Raw genomic sequence first — 25617 nt, forward strand, 5'->3', positions numbered from 1 at the left:
GCCGTTGAAAGAGTTCCGGGCACGACACCGGCGCAAAAAGGAACTCCAGATGACAAAAAACCATCGTCCAACAGTCCCGCGGCTCCTTACGATTTCGCTGTGCATAGGGGCAATTGCCCTGGCCGGCTGCGACAACAAGACACCCGGCACGCCGGCTGCCGCCGTCGACCCCGCCGCCTCGTCGATCCCGGCGCCCTCGGTCCCGCAGAACAGCGCACCCGCCGCGGTGCCGGTGGCCTACACGCCGCCCTCGGCCGACAAGCTCTATGAAATGGTCGCGCCCATTGCGCTCTATCCGGACAAGCTGATCGCGCAGATCCTTGCCGGCGCCACTTACCCCGAACAGATCACCGCCGCGCACGACTGGCTTGCGCAGAACCCGAACCTCAAGGCCGGTCCGCTGGCCGACGCGGCCAACCAGCAACCCTGGGACCCGAGCGTGAAGTCGCTCACCGCTTTCCGCAGCGTGGTCAACCAGATGGCGGCCAACATTCCGTGGACCGAATCGCTGGGCAAGGCCTACTACAACGACCCGACCGACGTGATGAACGCCATCCAGGTCATGCGGCAGCGCGCGGCCAAGGCCGGCCGCCTCAAGAACAACGACAAGCTGCGCGTGGTCACCGCGGCAACCACGCCGCCGCGCAACTACGCACCCGCCGCGGATTCGCAGGCGGTGTACTACAGCGGCCCGCCCGTGATCGAGGCGCCGCCGCAGTACATCACCATCGAGCCCGTGCAGCCCGACGTGGTGTACGTGCCCGCCTATGACCCGCAAGTGATCTACGGCACGCCCCAGCCCGTGTACCCGGGCTATGCCTATGCACCGGCGGTCGAGGTGGCGCCGGGCTACAGCCAGGGGCAGGTGCTCGCGGCCGGCGCGCTGGCGTTCGGTGCGGGCGTGGTGGTCGGCGCCGCGCTGGAGCGCCACGACTGGGGCTGGCATTCGTGGAACATGAACTGGGGCGCACCGGGCTGGCGCGGCCGCGACACCGGCGCACCGCCGCCACCGGCCTACCGCCCCGCGGTGGTCTACAACAACAACACCTACGTCTCGCGCTCGACCACGGTGGTCAACAGCGTGACCAACGTGCGCAACGTCTACAACAACAACAACGGTGCACCGCGCGGACTGCCGGCAGGCGCCGCCGCACCCAACTTCGCTGCCGCTCCCGGCTTTGCGCCGCAGCAGCAACAGCAGATGCAGCAGCAAGCCGCGCTGGCCCAACAGCAGCAACAGCAGCAGGCCCGCCAGCAGGAAGCCCTGCTGCGCCAGCAGCAGATGCAGCAGCAGGGACAGCAGCGTGCGCAGCAGCAGGCCCAGCAACAACAGGCCCAGCAGCTTCACGCGCAGCAATTGCAGCAACAGCAGCAGCAAGCGCGGCAGGCACAGGTCCAGCAACAGCAGCAACAAGACCAGCAGCGCCGCCAGCAACAGGCACAGCAGGCACAGCAACTGGCGCAACAGCAGGCGCAGCAACAGCACCAGCCGGCCCGCTTCGCGGGCCAGCCACCGGGCTCGCAGCAGCATGAGCAGCAACAGCGCGAACAACAACGCCAGGAACGCCAGCAACAACAGGCGCAGCAGGCACAAGCACAGGCGCAGCAGGAACAGTCAAGGCGCCAGCAGATGCAGCAACAGCAGGCCCAGCAGCAGGCGCGTGCGCAGCAGCAGGCTCAGGCCCAGGCGCAGCAGCAACAACAGCAGCAGCTCCAGCACCAGCGGGAACAGCAGCAGCAGCAACAACAGGCGCAGAACCAGGCACGCCAGCAGCAGCAGGCACAGATGGAACAGATGCGCCGCCAGCAGCAGCAAGCTCAGCAACAGGCAGCCCATCAACAACAGCAACAGCAGCAACAGGCGATGCAGGTGCAGCAGCAGCGCCAGCAGCTGCAAATGCAACAACAGCAGCAGCACATGCAGCAGGAGCAGGCGCGTCAGGCCCAGATGCGGCAGCAGCAGCAACAACAGGCGCAGCAACAGCAGCAGCACGCCCAGCAACAGGCGCAACAGCAACAACAGCGCGTGGCCGCCGCCGCGGCCGCGGCCGCCCATCGCCCACCCCGCCCCGGCGAGCCGGGACAGCCGCCGCAGCACCCTTGATGATTCCCTGATGAACGAAGAGCCGGCTGCTTGCGCAGGCCGGCTCTTTTTTTCATCAAGGCTCGATCAGTTCTTGCCGATCTCGGTCAGCAGCCGCGTGACGAGGTAGATGCGCGGCACGATCGAATCGACTTCGATGTACTCGTCGCGTGCGTGGTAGCCGAAGCCCGCGAGGCCGAAGCTCTCCACCACCGTGGCCTTGCCCGAGCGCCCCGCGTAGCCGGCGTCTGTGCCGCCACCGGTCATGGGCGTGAGCGCGAGGTCGCGGTCGATTTCCCTGTAGATGGCCTGCGCCTTCTCGGCCAGCGCGCGGCCCTTCTCGCCCGCAATGAAGGCCGGGCGGCCCACTTCCAACTTCACGGTGGTCTCGGTGTCGGGAATCAGCTTGCCGGCCGCAACCTTGGCCTGCAGCGCTTCGTTGAGCTTCTTCTCCGCGCCGGGCTGCGTGATGCGCACGTCGCCCTGTGCCTGCGCCTTCTCGGTGATCTGGTTGAGCGGGCCGGTGGCGCGCGCCACGGTCCAGTTGAGCGTCACGCCGGGGATGTCCTTGGCGAGGTCCTTGGTCTGCAGCATCTGGTACGACAGCTCGTACAGCGCATTGCGGCCCAGCTCCGGCGCGGCGCCGGCATGCGCCGCGCGGCCCTTCACCTCGAGCGTGGCGGTGGCAATGCCGGCCGCGCCCAGCAGCAGCGATTCGCCCTTGGCCACCGACTTGGCCGCCGTCGGCTCGAACGACAGCACGGTGTCGTGCTGGTCGGCCAGGGTCGCGATCAGTTCGCCGGAGCCGACCGAGCCCACTTCCTCGTCGGGGTTCATCACCACGGTGAGCGTGTCGTAGTCGCGCCAGCCGGCGTCGGCCAGGATCTTCAGCGAGGCCATGATGACCGCGAGGCCGCCCTTGTCGTCCGCGATGCCGGGGCCGTAGATGCGGTTGCCGTCGACCTTGTAGGGCTGGCCGTTCAGGATGCCGGCCGGGTACACCGTGTCCATGTGGCCCTGCAGCATGATCTTGCGCTTGCCCGTGCCCTTGAGCGTGGCGATCACGATGTCGGCGCCCGCGCCGGCCGTCGCCTTGCGTCGCTCGGTCTTGAAGCCGGCAGCCTTCAGGCGCCCTTCCACCACGTCGGCCATCTTGAGCAGGCCGTCGACGTTGAGGCTGCCCGATTCGATCAGCACCATTTCCTTGAGGTTGTCGATCACTGCCGGCTGCGCCTTCTCGGCGGCGGCCAGCAGCCTGGCGTCGGGTGCGGCGTGGGCGGCAACCATGGCGCCGAATGCAAGGCCGCAGGCAGCGGCAATGGAGCGGAGGACGAAGAAGGAAGAGTGCTGGGTCATGTGTGTTGTCGACTCTGGTTGATGAGCGGCGCACAGCATATCGGCCGCTTCGCCGGCGGCCAGCAAATCGGCGACACCCGCTGCCGCCTGCCGGTTCTCAGCCCTTGCCGCGGGCCGCCTGTTTCTTCGCGGGTTGCCCGGCCTTCGCCTTGGCGATGCGCGGCGGCTTCAGCGCGGGCGCCTCGCGCGCCGACTGCATGTGCCCGCTCTCGCCGATCGTCATGCCGACGATGCGCGCGAGCTGCCGGCTCACGCTCACGTAGGCGTGGCCCAGGCGGCTGTCGAAGTACAGCGAGTCGCCGCGCGACAGGCGCACCACCTCGCCGTTGTCGAAGTGCACGTCGATCTCGCCCGACAGCACATAGGCGAATTCCTCGCCCGCATGGCGCACGAAATCTTCGGGCCCGTTGATGCGGCGCGCGTGCACCGTGCCGACGATGGGGCTCATCTGCTTGCCTGCCGCCGTGGTGCCCAGGAACTCGTAGGCAATCGCAAGCCCCCGGTAAACCACGCCCTTGCCCGCCCGCGTGACCACCGGGCCGTCGAGCTGCGCGGGCTTGACGCCGGCGCCAGCGAACATCGCGTTCATGTCCATCTCGAGAGCGCGGCCCAGCGCGGTGAAGTTCTCGTAGCCCAGCGCGAGCTGGCCGCGCTCCGCGCGCGAAATGGTGGTGATCGACACGCCCGAGCGCTCGGCAAGCTGCGCCAGCGTCCAGCCGAAACGCTTGCGCGCGCTGCGCAGGCGATGACCGAAAGTGGTGCGGTCCAGCGTGGGCGGCTCGTCCTTCGGCCTGGTCGCCGGCTTGGTCCCTGTGTGTGGATTCACGCTTGGCTTTCTCTTGTGATGCAGGGAGATTCTGCCAGCCCGGTGCCGCCCCATCCATGCGGGGCGGCGCTCGCCGGGCCCGGAAGTTGCGTATCCGCAAATTGCGTGAACGCAAATTTCACCACGACGGTGCACCATGGTTTCCCCTTGGTCGGCCTTTTTTAATTTGCGTATCCGCAAATTTGTTCCTACACTTTTCGCCGATGACTTCCAATACACCAGCGCCCCTCGTGGCCGACTACCTTGTGATTGGCGGCGGCATTGCCGGGGCTTCGGTGGCCCACTGGCTCGCGCCGCACGCCCGCGTGATCCTCCTGGAGCGGGAGTCCCAGCCGGGCTACCACTCCACCGGCCGCTCGGCCGCGCTCTTCATGGAAAGCTACGGCACGGCGCAGGTGCGCGCCCTCACCATGGCCAGCCGAGCCTTCCTCGAGCATCCGCCCGAAGGTTTCTCGGAGCACCCGCTGCTCACGCCGCGCGGCGCCATGATGGTCGCGGGCGCCGAGCACATGGCCGAGCTCGAGGCCCACTGGGAAGTGCTGCGCGCCATGGACACCGGCGCCTCGCGCCTGACCGGCGAGCAGGCGCGCGAACTGGTGCCCGCGCTGCGGCCCGAACAGGTGCAGGGCGCGGTGTACGAGCCCGACGCGGCCGACATGGACGTGCACGCCATCCACCAGGGCTACCTGCGCGGCATGCGGCAGGCCGGCGGCAAGCTGGTCTGCGATGCGGGCGTGACGGCCATCGAACGCGCAGGCGACGTCTGGCGCGTCACGGCCGGCGGCAACGTGTACGAAGCCCCCGTGGTGCTCAACGCGGCCGGCGCATGGGTCGACACCATCGCGCGCCTGGCCGGCGTGCCGCCGCTGGGCATCGAGCCGCGCCGGCGCTCGGCCTTCATCTTCGCGCCGCCCGAGGGCGAGAACGTGGCGCACTGGCCGATGGTGTTCGGCGCCGACGAGAGCTGGTACATCAAGCCCGACGCCGGCATGCTGCTGGGCTCGCCGGCCAACGCCGACCCCGTGGAGCCGCAGGACGTGCAGCCCGAAGAGCTGGACATCGCCTACGCCATCCACCACATCGAGGAAGCCACCACGCTCAGCATCCGCCGGCCCACGCGCACCTGGGCGGGCCTGCGCTCCTTCGTGGCTGACGGCGACCTGGTGGGCGGCTTCGAGCCCGCCGCGCCCGGCTTCTTCTGGGTGGCCGCGCAGGGCGGCTACGGCATCCAGACCTCCGCCGCCATGGGCGAGGCCTGCGCCGCGCTGGCGCGCGGCCTGCCGCTGCCGCAGCGCATCGCGGACTTCGGCCTCACGGCCGAGATGCTGGGCCCGCAGCGGCTGCGCACCGCCGCCGTGGCCGCCTGAACAGAAAAACCCACAACCACAGAAGGGACCATCCATGCGTGTGTTCAGTGCCTCCCTCGCCACCGAGACCAACACCTTCGGCCCGATGCCGACCGGCCTCGCCTCCTTCAAGGACCGCGGCTACTTCCCCGCCGGCCAGCATCCCGATGCGCTGACGATCTACTCGGGCCCGCTTTGGGCGGCGCGCATCCGCGGCAAGGAAAAGGGCTGGACGCTGCTCGAAGGCATGGTGGCCGGCGCACAGCCCAGCGGCATCACCACCCGCCACGCCTACGAGACGCTGCGCGAGGAAATGCTCGCCGACCTGCGCGCCGCGCTGCCGGTGGACATGGTGCTGCTCGGCCTGCACGGCGCGATGGTGGCCGACGGCTACGACGACTGCGAAGGCGACATGCTGCAGCGCGTGCGGCAGATCGTCGGGCCCGACGTGGTCGTCGGCGCCGAGCTCGATCCGCACAACCACCTCACGCCCGCGATGGTCGACAACGCCGACGTGATGGTCTCCTTCAAGGAATATCCGCACACCGACGTGCTCGAGCGCGGGCTGGAGCTGGTGGACATCTGCGCCGCGGCGGTCGAGGGCAAGGTGAAGCCGGTGCATGCGATGGTCGACTGCGACATCATCGTCACCGTGCACACCTCGCGCGAGCCGGCGCGCAGCTTCGTCGAGCGCATGCAGGCCCTCGAAGGAAAGGACGGCGTGCTGTCGATATCGCTCACGCACGGCTTCTCGTGGGGCGACGTGCCCGAGATGGGCACCAAGGTGCTGGTGTACACCGACGGCGACCAGGCCAAGGCCGATGCGCTGGCGCGCCAGCTGGCAGACGAAGTCATCGCCATGCGCGACGGCCTCACGGTCAACTACCCCAGCATCGACGCCTCGCTCGACGAAGCGCTCGCCTTCGACGGCGGCCCGGTGGTGCTGGCCGACGGTGCCGACAACCCCGGCGGCGGCGCGGCGAGCGACTCCACCTTCATCCTGCGCCGCATGCTGGAGCGCGGCATCGCCAACGCGGCTCTGGGCCCGATGTGGGATCCGATCGCGGTGCGCATCGCATTCGACGCGGGCGTGGGCGCCAGGCTGCAGATGCGCATCGGCGGCAAGATCAGCCCGCTGTCGGGCGACCCGCTCGACCTTGACTGCACCGTGAAGGCGCTGATGCACGACCTGGTGATGACGGGCCTGTCGAACACGCCCACGGCCATGGGCGACTGCGCGCTGGTCGAGGCAGGCGGCATCGAGATTGTGCTGATCACGCGGCGCAACCAGGCCATGGGCACCGACCTGTTCACGCAACTGGGCTGCGACCTGGCCGCGAAGAAGATCGTGGTCGTGAAGTCTTCGCAGCATTTCTATGCGTCGTACTCCAAGGTGGCGAAGCACGTCATCTACGCGGGCGCGCCGGGCGCCGTGACGCTCGACCTGACGACGCTGCCTTACCGCAAGGCACGCCTGCCCAAGTGGCCGATCGGCGTCGCGGCCTGATTTTCTTCCTGCCTTTCTTTCGCCCCCACCGACCGGAGAACCGACGATGAAACGACGAACGCTTGCCGCCTTTGCAGCCCTGGGTCTTGCCGCTTGCGCGGCGAGCTTCCCGGCACTCGCCCAGACGCAGCCCAAGACCCTGAAGGTGGTGGCGCACGCCGACCTGAAGATCCTCGACCCGACCTTCACCACGGCCTACATCTCGCGCAACTTCGGCTACATGGTGTACGACACCCTGTTCGCGCAGGACTCCACTGGCAAGCCGCAGCCGCAGATGGTCGAGAAATACACCACCTCGAAAGACGGCAAGCAGTGGAGCTTCACCCTGCGCCCGGGCCTGAAGTTCTCCGACGGCAGCGCCGTGACCGCGGCCGACGCCGTGGCCTCGCTGCAGCGCTGGGCCGCACGCGACAGCCTGGGCCGCGCCATGACGGCGGTGGGCGCCGAATGGAAGGCGACCGACGCGCGCACCCTCACGCTCACGCTGAGCGAGCCCTTCGGCATGGTGCTCGACGCGCTGGCCAAGCCCTCGGGCTTTCCGCCGGTGATCCTGCCCGAGCGGCTGGCCAAGATGCCCGCCTCCGCGCCGCTGCCTGAAGTGCTGGGCTCCGGCCCCTTCATCTTCAAGCGCGACGAATGGGTGCCGGGCAACAAGACGGTGTTCGTGCGCAACCCCAACTACGTGCCGCGCAGCGAGCCATCCAACGGCCTGGCGGGCAGCAAGAAGAGCAACTTCGATCGCATCGAATGGCTCTACCTGCCCGACGCCAACAGCGCGGTGTCGGCGCTCAAGCGCGGCGAGGTCGATTTCATCGAGCAGCTGCCGCCCGACTACATCGCGCCGCTGCGCACCGATTCCAACGTCAAGATCGGCTCCGGCGGCGCTTACCAGGCCTTCCTGGTGATGAACCAGCTGCACCCGCCCTTCGACAACCCGAAGGTGCGCCAGGCGCTGCTGCAGGGTGTGAGCCAGGAGCGCTTCATGGCGGGCATGGGCTTTCCGCTGGACATGCGCATGGCCTACTGCGCCACCTACTTCATCTGCGGCAGCCCCAACGAGACCTCCGCCGGCGCGGAGCCCTACCGCAAGGCCGACGTGGCCAAGGCCAAGAAGATGCTCGCCGACGCCGGCTACAAGGGCGAGAAAGTGGTGCTGATGGTGCCCAGCGACGTGCCCTACCTCAACGCCGAGGCGCTGATGGCCGCGCAGACCATGAAGAGCATCGGCCTGAACGTCGATGCCCAGACCATGGACTGGGCCTCCATCGGCGCGCGGCGCGCCAAGCGCGACGCGGGCGATGCCGGCGGCTGGAACATGTACGTCACGGTGGCCGGCGAGTTCGACGCCAACTCGCCCATCGCCAACGCCTACCTGGGCGCGGCCTGCGGCAACACGCTGCCCGGCTGGCCCTGCGACAAGCCGCTCGACGAGTTGCGCACCGCCTGGCTGAAAGAGACCGTTCCCGCCAAGCGCAAGGAACTGCTCGACGCCTTCCAGGCCCGCGCCTACCAGGCCGTGCCGTACATCAACGCGGGCCAGTACTCGGCCGCGTATGCCGCGCGCTCCAGCCTCAAGGGGCTGGACAAGCTCTGGGCCGGCATGCCGGTGTTCTGGGCGCTCGACAAGTAACGCGCCCGAACAGCGCACGCAGGTCATTCCATGGGCTACATCGTTCGACGTTTTCTCTCGACGCTTCCGGTCATGGCGGTGGTGGCCGTGGTGGTGTTCCTGCTGATCCACCTGTCGCCGGGCGACCCGGCCGCGCTCATCGCGGGCGACCTCGCCACCACCGAAGACATCGAGAAGCTGCGCGCCACGCTCGGGCTGAACCTGCCGCTGTGGCAGCAGTTCACGCTGTGGCTGGGCAAGCTGTTCACCGGCGACCTCGGCACATCGATCTTCACGCAGGTTCCGGTGGCGCAGCTGCTGGGCCAGCGGCTGGAGCCCACGGTGTCGATCGCCGCGCTGACCATGCTCATCACGCTGGTGGTGGCGGTGCCGCTGGGCACGCTCGCGGCCTACCGCGCGGGCAGCTGGATCGACCGGCTGGTGATGCTGTTCGCGGTGCTGGCTTTTTCGGTGCCGGTGTTCCTGGTGGGCTACCTGCTGGTGTACAGCTTCGCCATCCAGCTGCCGTGGTTTCCGGTGCAGGGCTATGTGCGCTTCGCGGACGGCGCGGGCGAATGGCTGCGCTCGCTGGTGCTGCCCTGCGTGAACCTGGCGCTGGTGTACATCGCGCTGGTGACGCGCATGACGCGCGCCACCGTGCTCGAGGTGCTGCATGAAGACTACATCCGCACCGCCCGCGCCAAGGGCCTGGGCGTGCTGCCGGTTCTGGGGCATGCGCTGCGCAACGCGGCCATTCCCATCGCCACCACCATCGGCGCGGGCATCGCGCTGCTGATCGGCGGCGTGGTGGTCACGGAGACGGTGTTCGCCATTCCCGGCGTCGGCCGGCTGGTGATCGACTCTGTGCAGCGGCACGACTACCCGGTGATCCAGAGCGTGCTGCTGCTGTCGGCGGGCGTGTACGTGCTCATCAACCTGCTGATCGACCTGAGCTACCGCTTGTTCGACCCGCGAATCCAGTACTGACGAAGAAGAACCTCACGCAATGTCCACGGTCCTTCCCTTGAACACCGCACAAGCCCCTGCCCACCCTGCTGCCTCGGCCGCCCCGGCCGATGACGAAACGCCTTTCGTCCCGCCGCGCTTTCGCTGGGTGCGCAAGCACCCGACGCTGATCATCGGCGCGCTGCTGCTGATCGCGATTGCCGCACTCTCCATTGCCGCGCCGTGGATCGCCACGCACGATCCGCAGGACATCGACCCGCTCGCGCGCATGCAGCCGCCCTCGGCCGAGCACTGGTTCGGCACCGACGCGCTGGGCCGCGACGTGTTCAGCCGTGCCGTATGGGGCGGCCAGGTGTCGATGATCGTGGGCGCCACGGTGGCGGTGCTGGCCACCTTCTTCGGCATTGCGCTGGGGCTGGTGGCGGGCTTCGTGCGCTGGGCCGACGGCCCCGTGATGCGGGTCATGGACGGGCTCATGGCCATTCCCGGCATCCTGCTGGCCATCGCGCTGATGGCGGTGACGCGCGCCAGCCTGACGACGGTGATCATCGCCATCACCGTGCCGGAGATCCCGCGCGTGGTGCGGCTGGTGCGCTCGCTGGCGCTCACGCTGCGCGAGCAGCTGTTCGTGGAGGCCGCGCATGCGGTAGGCACGCGGCTGCCGACCATCCTGGTGCGCCACGTGCTGCCGAACATCGTGGCGCCGCTGGTGGTGCAGGCCACCTTCGTGGCGGCGGCCGCAGTGCTGACGGAAGCAGCGCTGTCGTTCCTTGGCGTGGGCGTGCCTTCGCAGACGCCGAGCTGGGGAAACATGATGGCCGAGGGCCGCAACTTCGTGACCGTGGCCTTCCACATCATCCTGTACCCGGGGCTGCTGCTGGCGGCCACGGTGCTGGCCATCAACCTGCTCGGCGACGGCCTGCGCGACGCGCTCGACCCGCGCCTGGCGCGGCAACTGTGAAGGACATGCCATGACGATCAACATGTCCCACACCGCGCTCGCCCCGGGCGAGCCGCTGCTCGAGGTCGACAACCTGCGCACCCACTTCCACACGCTGGCGGGCGTGGTGCGCTCGGTCGACGGCGTCTCGTACACCGTTCGCGCCGGCCGCACGCTCGGCGTGGTCGGGGAATCGGGCTGCGGCAAGAGCGTGACGGCGCTGTCCATCCTGCGGCTGGTGCCGACGCCGCCAGGCCGCCACATGGGCGCCGTGCGGCTGCGCGGCACCGACCTGATGCAGCTCAGCGAACGCGAGATGCGGCAGATCCGCGGCAACCGCATCTCGATGATCTTCCAGGAGCCGATGACGTCGCTGAACCCGGTGCTCACCGTGGGCCGGCAGATCGCCGAGACGGTGCAGCTGCACCAGAAGGCCAGCCGCGCCGATGCCCTCAAGCGCGCGGTAGAAATGCTGCGCGTGGTGCAGATCCCCGAGCCCGAGCGCCGCGTGAACGAGTACCCGCACCAGCTCTCCGGCGGCATGCGCCAGCGCGTGATGATCGCGCTGGCCCTGGCCTGCAACCCCGAGGTGCTGATCGCCGACGAGCCGACCACCGCGCTCGACGTGACCATCCAGGCGCAGATCCTCGACCTCATCAAGCGGCTGCAGAAGGAGCTGGGCATGGGCGTGGTGATGATCACGCACGACCTGGGCGTGGTGGCCGAGAGCTGCGACCGCGTCGTGGTGATGTATGCCGGCAAGAAGGTGGAGGAAGCCGACGTGGTCGACCTGTTCGACCGCCCGCTGCACCCCTACACCCGCGCGCTGATGGCCTCGATGCCCGCGATGAACACCGCGAGCACGCGTCTTACCGAGATACCGGGCCTGGTGCCCGCCGCGCACGAGCTGGGGCGCGGCTGCGCCTTCGCGGCGCGCTGCAGCCACGCGCGCGCACGCTGCCGCGCCGAGGCGCCGCAACTCACCCTGCAAGGCGGCGACCACGTGGTGGCCTGCTTCGCGGTCGAAGAACAATGGGCCGGCGTGGAAGAGGTGACGGCATGACGACAACGATCACGTCCACGGCGAGCGCACCGCTGCTGCGGGTGCGCGACCTGCGCAAGCACTACACCGCGCCCAAGCGCTGGCTCAGCCCGCGCAAGCCGCCGATCCAGGCGGTCGACGGCGTGTCTTTTTCGGTGGCGCGCGGCGAGACGCTGTCGCTGGTCGGCGAGTCGGGCTGCGGCAAGACGACCACGGCCAAGTCGGTGCTGCGGCTGGTGGAGCCCAGCGGTGGCTCGGTGCAGCTCGAGGGCGAGGAGCTGCTGACGCTCTCGTCCGAAGACATGCGCATGCGCCGGCGCGACCTGCAGATCATTTTCCAGGACCCGTACGCCTCGCTGAACCCGCGCCTGACAGCCGGCGACATCGTGGCCGAGCCGATGCGCAATTTCAGCAACCTCGGCACGGGCAGCAGCGCGGCCGAGCGGCGCGAGCGCGTGCAGTGGCTGTTCTCGCGCGTGGGCCTGCGGCCGGAGGCGGCGAAGAAGTATCCGCACGAGTTCTCGGGCGGCCAGCGGCAGCGCCTGGGCATTGCACGCGCGCTGGCGTTGAACCCGAAGCTGATCGTGTGCGACGAGCCGGTCTCGGCGCTCGACGTGTCGGTGCAGGCGCAGGTGGTCAACCTGCTGATGGACCTGCAGGCCGAATTCGGCATCGCCTATCTGTTCGTGGCGCACGATCTTGCGGTGGTGCGGCACATCAGCCATCGCGTGGCGGTGATGTACCTCGGGCACATCGTCGAGATCGCGGACCGCGACACGCTGTTCTCGGCGCCGCTGCACCCATACACGGAGATCCTGCTGTCGGCCGTGCCCGTACCCAACCCGCGCACGCCCGCGCGGCGCATGTTGCTGCAGGGCGATCCGCCGAGCCCCGCCAATCCGCCTTCGGGATGCCGCTTTCACACGCGCTGCCCGATGGCGCAGGCGGTGTGCAAGGAGAAGGTGCCCGAGCTTGGCGAGCGCCCTTCTTCTTCCAATGGCGGGCATTGGGTTGCCTGCCATTTCCGCTGAGATGACTTTGCTTGTTGCTCAGGTCGGTTGTTCGGGGTGCGATCGTGCCGACGGGGTACCTTGCTCCGCGAATGTCCCCCGGCCTTCGGCCTCCTCCTTTATTTCGCTGCGCAAGGCACCCCGCCGGCACGATCGTTCAGAGCCCTGGTTGGTTGGCTCGCACAAGCGCTGCGTCCATGTGCACAGGGCGCCGGGTACTCCCCGCAGCGAAATAAAGGAGGAGGCCGAAGGCCGGGGGACATTCGCGGAGGGGAGTACCCGGCGGCCTGTGCACGCACCCTGAACCAGAGCACCAAGAAAAAAACGCCCAAAAAACACGAAAGGACCCGACATGACCGAACCCACACCCCACTACGACCTGCTGATCCGCGGCGGCACAGTCATCGACGGCACCAAGGCGCCGCGCTTCGACGCCGACGTGGGCATCACGGCCGGCCGCATCGCCGCCATCGGCAACCTCGCAGGCCACACCGCGGAACAGATCATCGACGCCACCGGCCGCATCGTCGCACCCGGCTTCATCGACTCGCACACCCACGACGACCAGGCCGTGCTGTCCCAGGCGCAGATGCCGTTCAAGGTTTCGCAGGGCGTGACCACGGTGATCGCCGGCAACTGCGGCATCAGCGCCGCGCCGCTGCGCATCGACATGGACCTGCCGATGCCGCTGAGCCTGCTCGAGTCGCCCGCCGAAGGCCGCTTCACCAGCTTTGCCGCCTACCTCGACGCACTGCGCGCCACCCCCTCCTCGGTCAACGTCGCCGCGATGGTCGGCCACTCGACCCTGCGCGCCGTCGTCATGTCCGACCTCGACCGCCCCGCCAACGACAGCGAGATCGCCGCCATGCAGACCCTCGTCGAAGAAGCCATGCAGGCCGGCGCCATCGGCATGTCGACCGGCACCTTCTACCCGCCTGCGGTGAAGGCCACGACCGAGGAAATCATCGAAGTCGGCCGCCCGCTCAGCGCGCGCAAGGCGCTGTACGTGACCCACATGCGCGATGAGAGCGACCGCGTGATGGAGTCGCTCGAAGAAACCTTCCAGATCGGCCGTGCGCTGGACATCCCCGTGGTGGTGTCGCACCACAAGGTGCAGAACACGCAGAACTTCGGCAAGACCAAGGTCACGCTGCCCTTCATCAAGGAGGCCATGCAGCACCAGTGCATCGGGCTCGACTGCTACCCCTACACCGCCGGCTCCACCATGATCCGCACCGACCGCGGAATGATGGAAGGCCGCGTGCTCATCGCGTCCAGCGTGCCGCACCCCGAGTGCGCCGGCCGCGACCTGAAGGACATCGCCGCCGAATGGGGCGTGTCGGGGGAAGAGGCCGCGCAGCGGCTGCAACCCGGCAGCGCGATCTATTTCATGATGGACGAGGACGACGTGCAGCGCATCCTCGCGTTCGACGACACCATGATCGGCTCCGACGGCATTCCGCTGGGCGACAAGCCGCACCCGCGCCTGTGGGGCACCTTTCCGCGCGTGCTGGGCCACTACAGCCGCGACATCGGCCTGTTCCCGCTCGAAACGGCGGTGTGGAAGATGACCGGCCTCACCGCCCGCAACTTCGGCCTGCACGAACGCGGCACGCTCAAGCCGGGCCACCATGCCGACGTGGTGATCTTCAACGCCGCGACGGTGCGCGACACCGCGAACTACGAAACGCCGATGCAGCCAGCCGAAGGCATCGACGCGGTGATCGTGAACGGGACCGTGACCTGGCGCGACGGCGTGCACAGCGGTGCGCGCAATGGGCAGGTGATCACGCGGCGCGAGACGCAGGCGGCCTGATCCCCTTGAAGGACTCGTTCAGTCGGGGGCGTTCATCACGCGATCGAATTCCTCGTCCGCCGGCACGTTGTCGGCATCGAGTTCGCTCGCATCGGTGAGATCGATGCCGGTTTCATCCGACAGGTCGTCGGAGGCATCGCTCTCTATCTCCTCGAAGTCGTCGGCTGGCGTGTTGTCCTCATCGTCGTCTGAGGGCGAAGCGGAGCGCGCGGTGGCGTCGACGTTGTTCATGATCGGTTCCTAGGCTGATTGCTGACAGGCCCCCTATGGTGCGCCTGTTTCAGCCGTTCCGGTTCATCCGGCACGCAGCGTCGGTGTCGGAAATTTTCCCGCCGGGCGCGTCAGTCCTTGTGCACGTGGCCGTGTTCGCCGTGCCCGGGGTCGTTGTGGCCGTGATCGTGGCCATGCTCGCCGTGGGCCAGCCGGCTCACGCCGGTGACCAGCACGATGCCCGCGGCCAGCCACAGGATCTGCGCCGCCGTCTGGCGGGCCGGCAGGCGCTTCTGCAACTGCGGAATCAGGTCGGCCAGCGCCACGTAGACGAAGCTGCTGCCGGCCAGCACCAGGAAGTACGGCAGCCAGCCGTGCAACTGGTCGACCAGCCACCAGCCCACGATGCCGCCGAGCGTGGTCATGGTGCCGGCGAGCGACACCTTCACCAGCGCCGCGCGCTGGTTGGCCGAACTCTGGCGCAGCACCACGAGGTCGCCGATGTGGTGGGGAATCTCGTGCGCCAGCACGGCGATGGCTGCCACCAGGCCCAGGCGGATGTCTGCGGTGAAGGCCGAGGCGATCAGGATGCCGTCGCCGAAGCAGTGCACGCTGTCGCCGGTCAGCACGGCCCAGCCGCCTGTGCGCGGCGTGTTGTCGTGGCTGTGGGCATGGCCGTGAGAGTGCCCGTGATCGTGGCCATGGTCGTGCCCCGCATGCGCGTCGGCCCCGCCGCCGTGGTGGTGTTCATGGCCGTGGTGCCACAGCTCGGCCTTGTCGAGCAGGAAGAAGAAGACCAGCCCGAACAGCAGCACCGCGAACAGCAGCGCGGGCTCGATGCCGCTTTCGAAGGCTTCGGGCAGGAGATGCATGAAGGCGGTGGCAAGCAGCGCGCCCGCCGCGAGGCTCAGCAGGTGCTGCGGGTTGACGCCGCCCGAACCACTGCGCACGCCCACTTTCAGCAACAGGGCCGCGAGCCAGACGCTCCCGATACCGGCAACCAGGGTTGCCACGATGATGACTATCAAATTCATAGCTGCTTGCGCAAGAGGGGCGGCCACCGAGACGGTCTCGGGGCCGTTGCCCGATCATAAAAAAGAAAAAGGCCGTCACATCGGACGGCCTTCGGCGGGGGTGGCTACAGGGCGCCGTGTTCAGGCGACGCCATTGGCTTTGAACCAGGCCGTGGCGCGTTGCCAGCCGTCGTCCGCCGCGCTCTTGAGGTAGCTGGGGCGGTAGTCGGCATGGAACGCGTGGCCTGCTTCGGGGTACACGACGAAGCTCGAAGCCTTGGCCGCCGGAGTCCCATTGGCCAGAGCAGCTTTCATCTTATCAACCGTGTCAAGGGGGATCCCCTGATCTTTTCCGCCGTACAGGCCGAGCACCGGCGCCTGCAGGCTGGCGGCGATGTCGACGGGGTGCTTCGGGGTCAGTTCGCTGGCCTGGCCGACCAGCCGGCCGTACCACGCCACGCCCGCCTTGACCTTGCCGGTCGCGGCATAGAGCCAGGTGATGCGCCCGCCCCAGCAGAAGCCGGTGATGCCGGCCTTGCTGGTGTCGCCGCCGTGGGCCTTGGCATAGGCCAGCGCGCCGTCGAGGTCGGCCATGACCTGGGCGTCGGGCACCTTGGTGACGATGTCGGCCTGCAGCTTGGGGATGTCGGTGTAGCCGCGCGGATCGCCCTGGCGCGCGTAGAGCTCCGGCGCAATGGCCAGGTAGCCCAGCCTGGCGAAGCGGCGGCAGGTGTCGGCGATGTATTCGTGCACCCCGAAGATTTCCTGGATGACGAGGATCACCGGCAGGCCGGTCTTGCCCTCGGGCGCCGCCGCATAGGCTGGCACCTCGAAGCCGTTGACGGTGTACTTGATCGGGCCGGCCTTCAGGCCCTCGGACGATGTGGCGACGGCTGTCTGCGCGGCGACCGGCAGCACGGCCGCGGCATAGCCCACGCCGATGGCGGCCTTGAGCGCGGTGCGGCGCGTGGCGCCCTGCCCTGTGCTCTCGCCGGGGCGAAGCGAGTCGAAGTCGGAACGGCTGTCGTCAAGGGACATGGGGAGGCTCCAGTGGAATCGTCGAACAAGGGGGATGCGCGAAAAACGCACCGCCGCAATGTAGGCGGTATTCGGCCGGCGGCCTCCATGCCCGGAATTTCAGTGGGGTTGGTCGATGCCGTAGGCGCGGCGCGCCAGCGCGGCGGCAAGCACCTGCGCCGGATCGATCAGGTCGAGCCCGGCCACGGCAGCCGAGCCCTGCAGGCCCAGCGGCACTTCGGTGCAGCCCATGACGATGGTCACAGGTCCGTGGCGATCCGCCAGGCGCAGCGCAACTTCGGAAAAGCACTGCTCGGCCAGCGCCATGTTGCCGGCCTTCACGCCGTCGAAGATGCCGCGCGTGATGGTCCGGCGCTCTTCCGCCAGTGGGATGTGGCAGTGCAGCCCCACGTCGGCCAGCGCCTGCTCATAAAGGCGCACGCGGTAAGTGCCCTCGGTGGCCATCAGCGCCACGCCGCTCGCGCCCTGCGCCGACAGCTGCCGCGCGGTCTCGCGCGCCATGTGCAGCAGCTCGACCTGCGGAAAGCGCTCCTGCAGGCTGGCATGCCAGGCGTGCGCGGTGTTGCAGGCGATGGCCACGGCCCGGCTGCCCAGCGCGGCCAGCCGGCCCAGCGCCTGCAGCATCGGCTCCAGCGGCTGGTGCGCGCCCTGCTCGGTGGAGGCCAGCGCGTCGGTGCGGTCGGGCACCGGCACCTGCGCGAGCCAGTGTTCGGGAAAGGACTGGTCGCGCACCGGCTCGCCGCGCGCGCGCATCTGCTGCGCGCAGGCCTGCACGAAGAGCCGGACGAAATCGGCGCCCGCCGCGGGGCCCATGCCCCCAAGAATGCCGACAACGTTCGTCGAAACCATGATCTCTTTCTATTTCAGGAATGTCGCGGAACCGGCTCTGCCGGGCCGCTGGCATTGCCCCCGCCTGGGGGCGAACTCAAATGGCTGGCTTGTCGCTCAAGGCTTTCAGGTTTTCCTTCAGCTGCGGGCTCATCGGCAGGTTCAGCGGCAGGTTCTTCGGCGGAATCGGCTGCATGAACCATTTGTCGTAGAGCTTCTCGAATTCGCCGCTCTTCATCATGGCGGCGAAGGTGTCGTCGACCACTTTCTTGAACGCCGGGTCGTCCTTGGGCAGCATGCAGGCATAGGGCTCGACCTGCAGCGACTCGCCCACCACCTCGAAGTCCGAAGGCGTCTTCGCGTTGGAGATCAGGCCGAACAGCAGGACGTCGTCCATCGCGAAGGCCACGGCGCGGTCGCTCTCCAGCAGCAGGAACGAATCCGCGTGGTCCTTGCCCAGCACGATGTTCATGCCGAGGTTCTTCTCGATGTTGTACTTGCGCATGACCAGCACGTTGGTCGTGCCGGTGGTGCTGGCCACGGTCTTCTTTGCAAGGTCGGCGTAGTCCTTGATCTTCGAGGACTTCTTCACCAGCAGCCGCGTGCCCGTATAGAAATGATTGATGGCGAAGGCCACGTCCTTGCTGCGCGCGGTGTTGTTGGTGGTGGAGCCGCACTCCAGGTCGATGGTGCCGTTGGTGATCAGCGGAATGCGGTTCTGCGAGGTGACGGGCATCAGCGCCACTTGCAGGTTGGGCTTGTTCAGTTTCTTCTTCACCGCCTCGACCACGGCATTCGAAAGCTCGACGGAAAACCCGATCGGCTTGCCGGGGCCGTCGAGGTAGCTGAAAGGCACCGAAGACTCGCGGTAGGCGAGCGTGATCTTGCCGGACTCGGCGATCTTGGCGAGCGTGTCGGCGGCTTGCGCGCCGGTGCCGGCAAAGAGCACCGCCGCGGCCATGGAAGCCATCAGTGAAGAGGATTTCATTCGAGCTCCGTTCGGTTGGATTGAACAGAAGGGCAGTGTAGGAAGGACGGGCCCAGGCGAATAATTCCAATTGAAACCCGGGCCATGCCCAAAGGTTATGGGTGCAAGACGGGGTCTGCCGGGCATGCACTTTGGCTATGGGGCGGGGTGCTATTTGCATGGGCGGCGGGCGGCGCGCGGCTCTAAAGTCTGCGTTGCGCCTCTTTCTTTTTTCTTCATCACTCCCGGAAAGTTGTCCCAATGCATGTGTGTGTGCTCGGTGCCGGCATCGTGGGCCTGGCCACGGCCTGGCAGTTGGAACGCCAGGGCCACCAGGTCACGGTGATCGATCGCGCGACGCCGGGAGCCGGGGCCAGCGGCGGCAACGGCGCGCAGCTCAGCTATTCCTACGTGCAGCCGCTGGCCGACCCGTCGATCTGGAAGCAGCTGCCCAAGCTGCTGCTCTCTCCCACTTCGCCGCTCAAGCTGCGGCCGCAGCTCGATCCGCTGCAGTGGCGCTGGGGCATGGCGTTCCTGGCCGCCTGCAACGCGCAAACCTCGCAGCGCACCACGGCGCAGCTGCTGGCGCTGGCGGCCGAAAGCCGCGCGGGCTTCGAGGCGATGCGGGCCGACATCTCGCCCGACTGCGATTTCTCGGCCACCGGCAAGCTGGTGCTGTATGCGAGTGCGGCATCGCTGGCAGGCGCGCGTGCGCAGCTGGAGCTGCAGCGCGCCATGGGCAGCGAACAGCGGCTGGTGACGCCCGACGAGTGCGTCGCCATCGAACCCGCCCTGGCAGGCTATCGGGCGCGCATGGCTGGCGCTGTCTACACGCCGAGCGAGTGCGCCGCAGACTGCCTCAAGGTATGCGCCGAGCTGATGCGCGCCTTGAGCGCACGCGGCGTGCGCTTCATGCTCGGCACCGACGTGCACGGCTTCGCGCGCAACGGCGAGCGCATCGCCGCCGTGCGCACCGGCAATGGCGACGTGGAGGCCGAAGCCTTCGTGATGGCGCTGGGCACCGCCTCGCACAGGCTGGGCCGCCTGCTCGGTGCCTACCTGCCGGTGTATCCGCTCAAGGGCTACAGCATCACGGTCGATGTCGACCCCGCACCCGGCGCGGCGCCGCGCGTGAACGTGACGGACAGCGCACGCAAGGTGGTGTTCGCGCGCATCGGCTCGCGCCTGCGCGTGGCGGGCATGGCCGAGCTGGTGGGGCATGACGCGCGCATTCCGGCCACGCGCATCGAGACGCTGGAGGCCGCGACACGCGCCCTCTTCCCGCACGCGAGCCGCTTCGAAGCATTGCACCCCTGGACCGGCATGCGCCCCGCCACGCCGACGGGCCTGCCGATCATCGGCCGGCTGGATAGCGCGCCGTCGAACATGCTGTTCAATACCGGCCACGGCGCGCTGGGGTTCACGCTGGCCTTCGGTTCCGCGCAGCGGATCGCGCGGGCGCTGGCGGATTGACCGGCACGAACGGAACAGCGCGCTAGACGGCGTCCTGCAGCGCCTGCTGCATGCAGCGCGTGATGCCGCGCACCACCACCGAATCGGGCCGCCCCGCGAAGCGCAGGGCTCTGATCGGCACCGGGATGTGCGGCTCCAGCGTGAGCACGTCGACCTTCTCGCGGTCGGCCGAGCGCGCGGTGCAGCCGTCGATCAGCGCAATGCCGATGCCGTGATGCGCCATGGCCAGCGCCGCGTGGTAGGTCTGCACCGTCACCACCGCCTGCTGGAAGCCCACGCCGGCCTGCCGGCAGGCCTGGCTCAGGCTGGTGCCGACGGGGTCGCGGCTGTCCAGGCCGATCACCGGCCGGTCGACCAGGTCGTGCAGCGCCACCGAGCCGTTGCGCAGCAGCGCGCGCGGCAGCATGCCCTTGGGCGCGATGCACACCATGCGGCTGTCGGCCAGCGACTCCTGCGTGAGCGAAGGATGCACCGCCGGGCTGAACGCAAAGCCCACGTCGGCCTCCTGCAGCAGCAGCGCCGACATGATCTGCGGCGAGTGCAGCGACTCGACCGTGATCGCATAGCCCGGGTACTGCTCGCGAAAGGCCTTGAGCGCGCGCGGCAGGATCTCGTAGCTCAGCGCCAGCACGCTCAGGATGCGCAGCTCGCCCGAGTCGCCGGCCGTGCGCAGGTTGGCGGCAAGCCGCTGCACCTCGTCGAGCTGCGCGAACAGCCGCTCGATGTGCGGATACAGCGTGAGCGCCTCGGTGGTCGGCGTCAGCCGCCCCTTGGCGCGCTGGAACAGCGGAAAGCCCAGCTGCAGTTCCGCATGCTGCAAGGTGCGGCTGACCGCCGGCTGCGTGATGTTGATGAGCCGCGCCGCCGCGCTCACGCTGCCGGTGAGCATGATCGCGTTGAAGACTTCGATGTGGCGCAGGCGCATCGCGGGCGGCGGTCGGGTCGTCAGTTGCCGTTAGCTGTTTTGCTGCGGGCGATGTCCATCACCATGCGCGTGCCCAAGTACAGGCGCGGCTCGATGGAGTCGACCAGCACGTACTCTGCATCGGCCGAGTGCGCGCCGAAGCCCTGCAGGCCGAAGCGCTCGATGACGGGCGCCTTGGTCTTCAGCGCCGCGAAGGCCGCGTCGGTGCCGCCGCCGGCGGCCTTGTCGTCCGCGCCCAGCGGCAGGCCGAGCTCGTCCTTGTAGATCTGCTGCGCATGGCGGGCCATGGCGCGCGAGGCGTCCGTGGCTTCCAGCGGCGGACGGCGGCGTTCGAAATTCAGCTGGACCTTGGCTTCGGGAATCAGCTGCTTCTTCACGCGCTCGTTCACCTGCTGCTCGATGCGGTCGTAGTCGCTGACCTTGAGCACGCGCACGTCGGCGCCGGCGGTGGCGCTGGCCGGAATCACGTTGCGGTTGCTGCCCGACTTCGAGATGGTCCAGTTCATCTTGAGGCCCGTGGCCGGGTCGGACAGGTCGCGCATCTGCAGGATCTGGTGCGACAGCTCGTAAAGCGCGTTCACGCCCAGCTCGGGCGCGGAGCCCGCGTGCGAGGCCTTGCCCGCGACATGCAGCGTGACCGAGGCAATGCCGGCCGTCGCAAGCGAGAGCTTGTCTTCCTTGACGTAGGCGCCCTCGAAGGACATGACCGCGTCGTGCTCCGCGCCCATGCGCGTGATGAGCGCACGGGCGCCCGGCGAGCTGATTTCCTCGTCGCCGTTGATCAGCACGGTGAGCGTGCCGTATTCCTTGAACTTCATCGCCTGCAGCATCGACACGATGTGCGTGATGACGGCAATGCCCTGCTTGTCGTCGGCGATGCCCAGGCCGTAGGCCTTGTCGCCCTCGACGCGGAACGGCTGCTTGTTGAGCATGCCGATGGTGTAGACCGTGTCCATGTGCGCGATCAGCAGGATCTTCTTCTTGCCGGTGCCCTTGAAGGTGGCGCGCACCACGCGGCCCATCTTCTCGGGCGTGTCTTCCATGCGGTAGGCCTCGGCGCTGGGGTCGATCAGTTCGACCTCGCCGCCCAGCGCCTTGAACCTGTCGGCGATGAGGTTCGAGATTTTCTCGAGCCCTTCGAGGTCGCGGCTGCCCGACTCGATGGAGACCAGGTCTTTCAGCGTCTCGAGCAGCGCCGGCTTTTCCTTGGCGGCGAGCGCAGCGATGCGGGCGTCCGGCGCGGCGAAGGCGGTGCCGAGCGTGGCGGCGCAGACGGCAAAGACGGCGGTGTGCAGGAACTTGCGATGCGGGAATTTCATTGGGGAGGTTTTTTCTTTCGTCTCGTGTTCGAGCGTGGTTTTCAATGCGCCTTGTCCCAGTTGGGGCCGACGCCGATCTCGGCGAGCAGCGGCACCTTCAGCGCGGCAACGCCGGCCATGATGCGCGGGATTTCCGTGCGCACCCATTCGACCTCTGCCTCGGGCACTTCGAACACCAGTTCGTCGTGCACCTGCATGATCATCTTCGTGCCGCGCTTCTCTTCGTCAAGCACGTTCTGTACCTTCACCATGCTGAGCTTGATGAGGTCGGCCGCCGTGCCCTGCATCGGCGCGTTGATGGCCGCGCGCTCGGCGCCGCCGCGGCGCGGGCCGTTGGGCGAGTTGATCTCGGGCAGGTACAGGCGCCGGCCGAACACGGTCTCCACGTAGCCCTGCTCCTTGGCCAGCGCCTTGGTCTCGTCCATGTAGGCCTTCACGCCCGGGTAGCGCGCGAAGTAGCGTTCGATGTAGGACGCCGCGGCCTTGGTCTCGATGCCGAGGTTCCTGGCCAGCCCGAAGCTGCTCATGCCGTAGATCAGCCCGAAGTTGATGACCTTGGCATAGCGGCGCTGCTCGCTCGACACCTCGCCCGGCGTGGAGCCGAACACCTCGGCCGCCGTGGCGCGGTGCACGTCGATGCCTTCGGTGAACGCGCGCAGCAGCGACTCGTCGCCGCTGATGTGGGCCATGATGCGCAGCTCGATCTGCGAGTAGTCGGCGCTGGCGATCACGCTGCCGGCGGGCGCCACGAAAGCCTCGCGCACGCGGCGGCCTTCGGGCGTGCGGATCGGGATATTCTGCAGGTTGGGGTCGTTGCTGCTCAGGCGCCCGGTGACGGCCACGGCCTGCGCATAGTGCGTGTGCACGCGGCCGGTGCGCGGATTGGCGAGCTGTCCCAGCTTGTCGGTGTAGGTGCCCTTGAGCTTCGACAGGCCTCGGTGCTCGAGGATCTTGGCGGGCAGCGGGTAGTCCTCGGCCAGTTTCTCGAGCACTTCCTCGTCGGTGCTGGGCGCGCCGCTCGGCGTCTTCTTGATCACGGGCAGGCCCAGCTTGGTGAAGAAGATCTCGCCGATCTGCTTGGGCGAGCCGAGGTTGAAAGGCTGCCCGGCGATGTCGTAGGCCTCCTGCTCGAGCGCCATGATGCGCGTGCCGAGTTCGTGGCTCTGCGAGGCCAGCGTGGGCGCGTCGATCAGCACGCCGTTGCGCTCGATGCGGTAGAGCGCCTCGCTCGAATCCATTTCGAGCTGGTAGATGAAGCGCAGCTTTTCGTCGCGCTCCAGCTGGGGCCAGAGGGTGTTGTGGACGTCGAGCGTCTGGTCACTGTCCTCGCACGAGTATTCGGCAGCCTTGGCGATGTCGACCTGGCTGAACGGGATCTGGTGCGCACCCTTGCCGCACAGGTCTTCGTACGAGATGCCGCTGCGGCCCAGGTGGCGCTCGGCCAGGCTCGACAGGCCGTGCGGCTTGTGCACTTCGAGCACGTAGCTCTGCAGCATGGTGTCGTGCGCATAGCCCTGCACCTCGATGCCATGGTTGGCGAACACGTGGCGGTCGTACTTGATGTGCTGGCCGAGCTTCTTCTTGTCGCCGTTCTCCAGCCAGGGCTTGAGCCTGGCGAGCACTTCGTCGATGGGCAGCTGCTGGGGCGCGTCGGGATAGTTGTGCGCGAGCGGAATGTAGGCCGCCTCGCCGGGCGTGACGCTGAAGCTCACGCCGACGATCTGCGCGACCATCTCGTCGAGCGAGGTGGTCTCGGTGTCGATGGCGGCCAGCTCCGATGCCTCCAGCCTGGCAAGCCACGCATCGAACTGCTCCCAGGTCATGACGGTGTCGTACTTGAGATTGCTCGCGGGAGCCGCCGCCTCCAGCGCCGACATGTCGGCGGGCTCGTCGAACAGGCCGCCCTGGTCCTTGCCGGCCTTGGCGCCGGCTTTCTTCTTCTTGATGCTTTCCTCGATCAGCTCGGGCGGCACTTCCTGCGCCTCGAGCGTCTTCACAAGGCTCTTGAAGCCGAACTTCTCGTAGAAGGGCTTGAGCTCGGCCGTCTGCGGCGCGCCGACCGGCAGGCTTTCGAGCGACGGCAGCCCGGCGACGTGGCCGTCGAGGTCGCAGTCGGTGCGGATCGTGACCAGGCGCTTGCTCAGCGGCAGCTTGTCGAGCGCGCCGCGGAGGTTTTCGCCGGCGGCGCCCTTCACTTCAGCGGCGCGTTCGACCAGCGCGTCGAGCGAGCCGTATTCCAGCAGCCACTTGGCCGCCGTCTTGGGACCGACCTTGGGCACGCCGGGCACGTTGTCGACGGAGTCGCCCACCAGCGTCTGGTAGTCGACCATCAAGTGCGGCGGCACGCCGAACTCGGCCGTCACGCCGGCCACGTCGCGCTTCTTGCCGTTCATGGTGTCGATGATGGTGATGTGCTCGTCGACCAGCTGGCTCAGGTCCTTGTCGCCGCTGGAGACGATCACCTCGATGCCCTGCGCGGCGGCGATCTTGGCGAGCGTGCCGATCACGTCGTCGGCCTCCACGTCGGGCACGCTGAGCACGGGCCAGCCGAGCAGCCTGACCACCTCGTGGATGGGGTCGATCTGGCTGCGCAAGTCGTCGGGCATGGGCGAGCGGTTGGCCTTGTATTCGGGGTACCAGTCGTCGCGGAAAGTCTTGCCGGGCGCGTCGAAGATGCAGGCCGCGTAGTCGGCGCGGACCTCGCGGCGCAGCGCGGTCATCATGTTGATCATTCCCCGGATGGCGCCGGTGGCCGGGCTCTTCGGGTCGCCGGGCACGGCCCGAAGGTCGGGCATGGCATGGAAGGCACGGTAGAGGTAGCTCGAGCCATCCACGAGCAGCAGCGTTTTCTTGTCGGTCATCGGGTCATTTTGCCGTGCCCGCACTGGCCTGCGGAACCACACCGGAACGAGGTGCAAACCGACACCCCCGTGCAGGCGCACGCCTACAATCAGTGCATGCCTAGCTCCACACTCCTGGTCGCCCGCCGCATCCTGCTGGCGCTGGCTTTCGCAACCCCGTTTGCCGCCACCGTGCACGCGCAGCAGCCTGCGCCCGCGCCGGCTGCCGCACCGCCGGGCGATCCGCTACAAAATCAGGAGCAGGCCGCCGAAGGCCGACGCAACCAGAAGGTGGAGAACCTGCACACCGAGGACAGCGCCGCCACCGTCGACGAAGTCCGCTACGGCGGCCGCACGCAGAGCATCAACGTCAAGCCCAAGTCGAACATGCCCGGCTACGAAGTGCTCCCGGCCGACGCGGCCACCGGTCGCCAGGGCTCCACGGAAACGGGCGCCAATGGCCCCCGCGTCTGGAACGTGATGAAGTTCTGATGACCGTGCGC

The 25617-nt window shown here is 68.0% G+C and carries 21 protein-coding genes; 11 read left to right on the plus strand and 10 right to left on the minus strand.

What is annotated here, in order from left to right; all coding sequences use genetic code 11:
- Positions 1-49 precede the first annotated feature (49 nt).
- Positions 50-2104 carry a DUF3300 domain-containing protein gene (locus tag C4F17_RS10630; protein ID WP_106935203.1) on the plus strand — a complete coding sequence of 685 codons (2055 nt, stop codon included), beginning with the start codon at positions 50-52 and terminating at the stop codon, positions 2102-2104.
- A gap of 66 nt (positions 2105-2170) precedes the next feature.
- Here C4F17_RS10630 and C4F17_RS10635 read toward each other — a convergent pair whose 3' ends face one another.
- Complete coding sequence (locus tag C4F17_RS10635; protein WP_106935204.1) at positions 2171-3439, minus strand: M20/M25/M40 family metallo-hydrolase; 1269 nt, start codon at positions 3437-3439, stop codon at positions 2171-2173.
- A 97-nt stretch (positions 3440-3536) separates the two neighbouring features.
- Positions 3537-4265: a helix-turn-helix domain-containing protein gene (locus C4F17_RS10640; RefSeq protein WP_106935205.1), complete on the minus strand. Its 729-nt coding sequence runs from the start codon at positions 4263-4265 to the stop codon at positions 3537-3539.
- Between the two features lie 203 nt (positions 4266-4468).
- Here C4F17_RS10640 and C4F17_RS10645 point away from each other — a divergent pair, with 203 nt between their 5' ends.
- The 8 genes from C4F17_RS10645 to C4F17_RS10680 all read left to right on the plus strand — a co-directional run bounded on the left by C4F17_RS10645 (position 4469) and on the right by C4F17_RS10680 (position 14501).
- On the plus strand, positions 4469-5632 hold the full coding sequence (locus C4F17_RS10645; protein ID WP_106935206.1) for an NAD(P)/FAD-dependent oxidoreductase: 1164 nt from the start codon (positions 4469-4471) through the stop codon (positions 5630-5632).
- Between the two features lie 34 nt (positions 5633-5666).
- Positions 5667-7118: a M81 family metallopeptidase gene (locus C4F17_RS10650; RefSeq protein WP_106935207.1), complete on the plus strand. Its 1452-nt coding sequence runs from the start codon at positions 5667-5669 to the stop codon at positions 7116-7118.
- Between the two features lie 46 nt (positions 7119-7164).
- A complete protein-coding gene (locus C4F17_RS10655; RefSeq protein WP_106935208.1) occupies positions 7165-8748 on the plus strand; it encodes an ABC transporter substrate-binding protein in 1584 nt (527 codons plus the stop codon).
- Between the two features lie 30 nt (positions 8749-8778).
- Complete coding sequence (locus tag C4F17_RS10660; protein WP_081266863.1) at positions 8779-9714, plus strand: ABC transporter permease; 936 nt, start codon at positions 8779-8781, stop codon at positions 9712-9714.
- A gap of 19 nt (positions 9715-9733) precedes the next feature.
- Complete coding sequence (locus tag C4F17_RS10665; protein ID WP_106935209.1) at positions 9734-10654, plus strand: ABC transporter permease; 921 nt, start codon at positions 9734-9736, stop codon at positions 10652-10654.
- 10 nt (positions 10655-10664) lie between these two features.
- Positions 10665-11696, plus strand: coding sequence for an ABC transporter ATP-binding protein (locus C4F17_RS10670; RefSeq protein WP_081266865.1), 1032 nt, complete (start codon positions 10665-10667; stop codon positions 11694-11696).
- On the plus strand, positions 11693-12706 hold the full coding sequence (locus C4F17_RS10675) for an ABC transporter ATP-binding protein (RefSeq protein WP_199851941.1): 1014 nt from the start codon (positions 11693-11695) through the stop codon (positions 12704-12706). Before C4F17_RS10670 ends, C4F17_RS10675 begins: the two co-directional genes overlap by 4 nt.
- 331 nt (positions 12707-13037) lie before the next feature.
- Positions 13038-14501, plus strand: coding sequence for an N-acyl-D-amino-acid deacylase family protein (locus C4F17_RS10680; protein ID WP_106935210.1), 1464 nt, complete (start codon positions 13038-13040; stop codon positions 14499-14501).
- A gap of 18 nt (positions 14502-14519) precedes the next feature.
- Here C4F17_RS10680 and C4F17_RS10685 read toward each other — a convergent pair whose 3' ends face one another.
- From C4F17_RS10685 to C4F17_RS10705, 5 genes are all read right to left on the minus strand, one after another.
- A complete protein-coding gene (locus C4F17_RS10685) occupies positions 14520-14732 on the minus strand; it encodes a hypothetical protein (RefSeq protein WP_081266868.1) in 213 nt (70 codons plus the stop codon).
- 110 nt (positions 14733-14842) lie between these two features.
- Entirely contained in the window at positions 14843-15745 is a 903-nt protein-coding gene (locus tag C4F17_RS10690; protein WP_106935211.1) for a ZIP family metal transporter, read from the minus strand.
- Between the two features lie 120 nt (positions 15746-15865).
- The gene (locus C4F17_RS10695; protein WP_081266870.1) at positions 15866-16762 is read right to left on the minus strand and encodes a dienelactone hydrolase family protein; all 897 of its coding nucleotides are present in this window, start codon (positions 16760-16762) and stop codon (positions 15866-15868) included.
- Positions 16763-16861: 99 nt separating this feature from the next.
- Positions 16862-17611: an aspartate/glutamate racemase family protein gene (locus tag C4F17_RS10700; RefSeq protein WP_106935212.1), complete on the minus strand. Its 750-nt coding sequence runs from the start codon at positions 17609-17611 to the stop codon at positions 16862-16864.
- Between the two features lie 76 nt (positions 17612-17687).
- Positions 17688-18578 (minus strand): transporter substrate-binding domain-containing protein, encoded by an 891-nt coding sequence (locus C4F17_RS10705; protein WP_106935213.1) that lies wholly within the window; start codon positions 18576-18578, stop codon positions 17688-17690.
- 240 nt (positions 18579-18818) lie between these two features.
- Here C4F17_RS10705 and C4F17_RS10710 point away from each other — a divergent pair, with 240 nt between their 5' ends.
- Positions 18819-20030: a D-amino acid dehydrogenase gene (locus C4F17_RS10710; protein ID WP_106935214.1), complete on the plus strand. Its 1212-nt coding sequence runs from the start codon at positions 18819-18821 to the stop codon at positions 20028-20030.
- A gap of 22 nt (positions 20031-20052) precedes the next feature.
- On the opposite strand, the gene C4F17_RS10715 is transcribed toward C4F17_RS10710, so the two are convergent.
- The 3 genes from C4F17_RS10715 to polA are packed head-to-tail and all read right to left on the minus strand — an operon-like array spanning position 20053 to position 25135.
- Entirely contained in the window at positions 20053-20955 is a 903-nt protein-coding gene (locus tag C4F17_RS10715; protein ID WP_081266874.1) for a LysR family transcriptional regulator, read from the minus strand.
- Positions 20956-20975: 20 nt separating this feature from the next.
- Positions 20976-22274 carry a M20/M25/M40 family metallo-hydrolase gene (locus C4F17_RS10720; protein WP_106935215.1) on the minus strand — a complete coding sequence of 433 codons (1299 nt, stop codon included), beginning with the start codon at positions 22272-22274 and terminating at the stop codon, positions 20976-20978.
- A gap of 41 nt (positions 22275-22315) precedes the next feature.
- Complete coding sequence (polA, locus tag C4F17_RS10725) at positions 22316-25135, minus strand: DNA polymerase I (RefSeq protein ID WP_081266876.1); 2820 nt, start codon at positions 25133-25135, stop codon at positions 22316-22318.
- Between the two features lie 96 nt (positions 25136-25231).
- Here polA and C4F17_RS10730 point away from each other — a divergent pair, with 96 nt between their 5' ends.
- Positions 25232-25606 (plus strand): hypothetical protein, encoded by a 375-nt coding sequence (locus tag C4F17_RS10730; protein ID WP_106937515.1) that lies wholly within the window; start codon positions 25232-25234, stop codon positions 25604-25606.
- The last annotated feature ends 11 nt before the right edge of the window (positions 25607-25617 follow it).

The organism is Variovorax sp. PMC12 (assembly GCF_003019815.1).
Lineage (GTDB): Bacteria > Pseudomonadota > Gammaproteobacteria > Burkholderiales > Burkholderiaceae_C > Variovorax.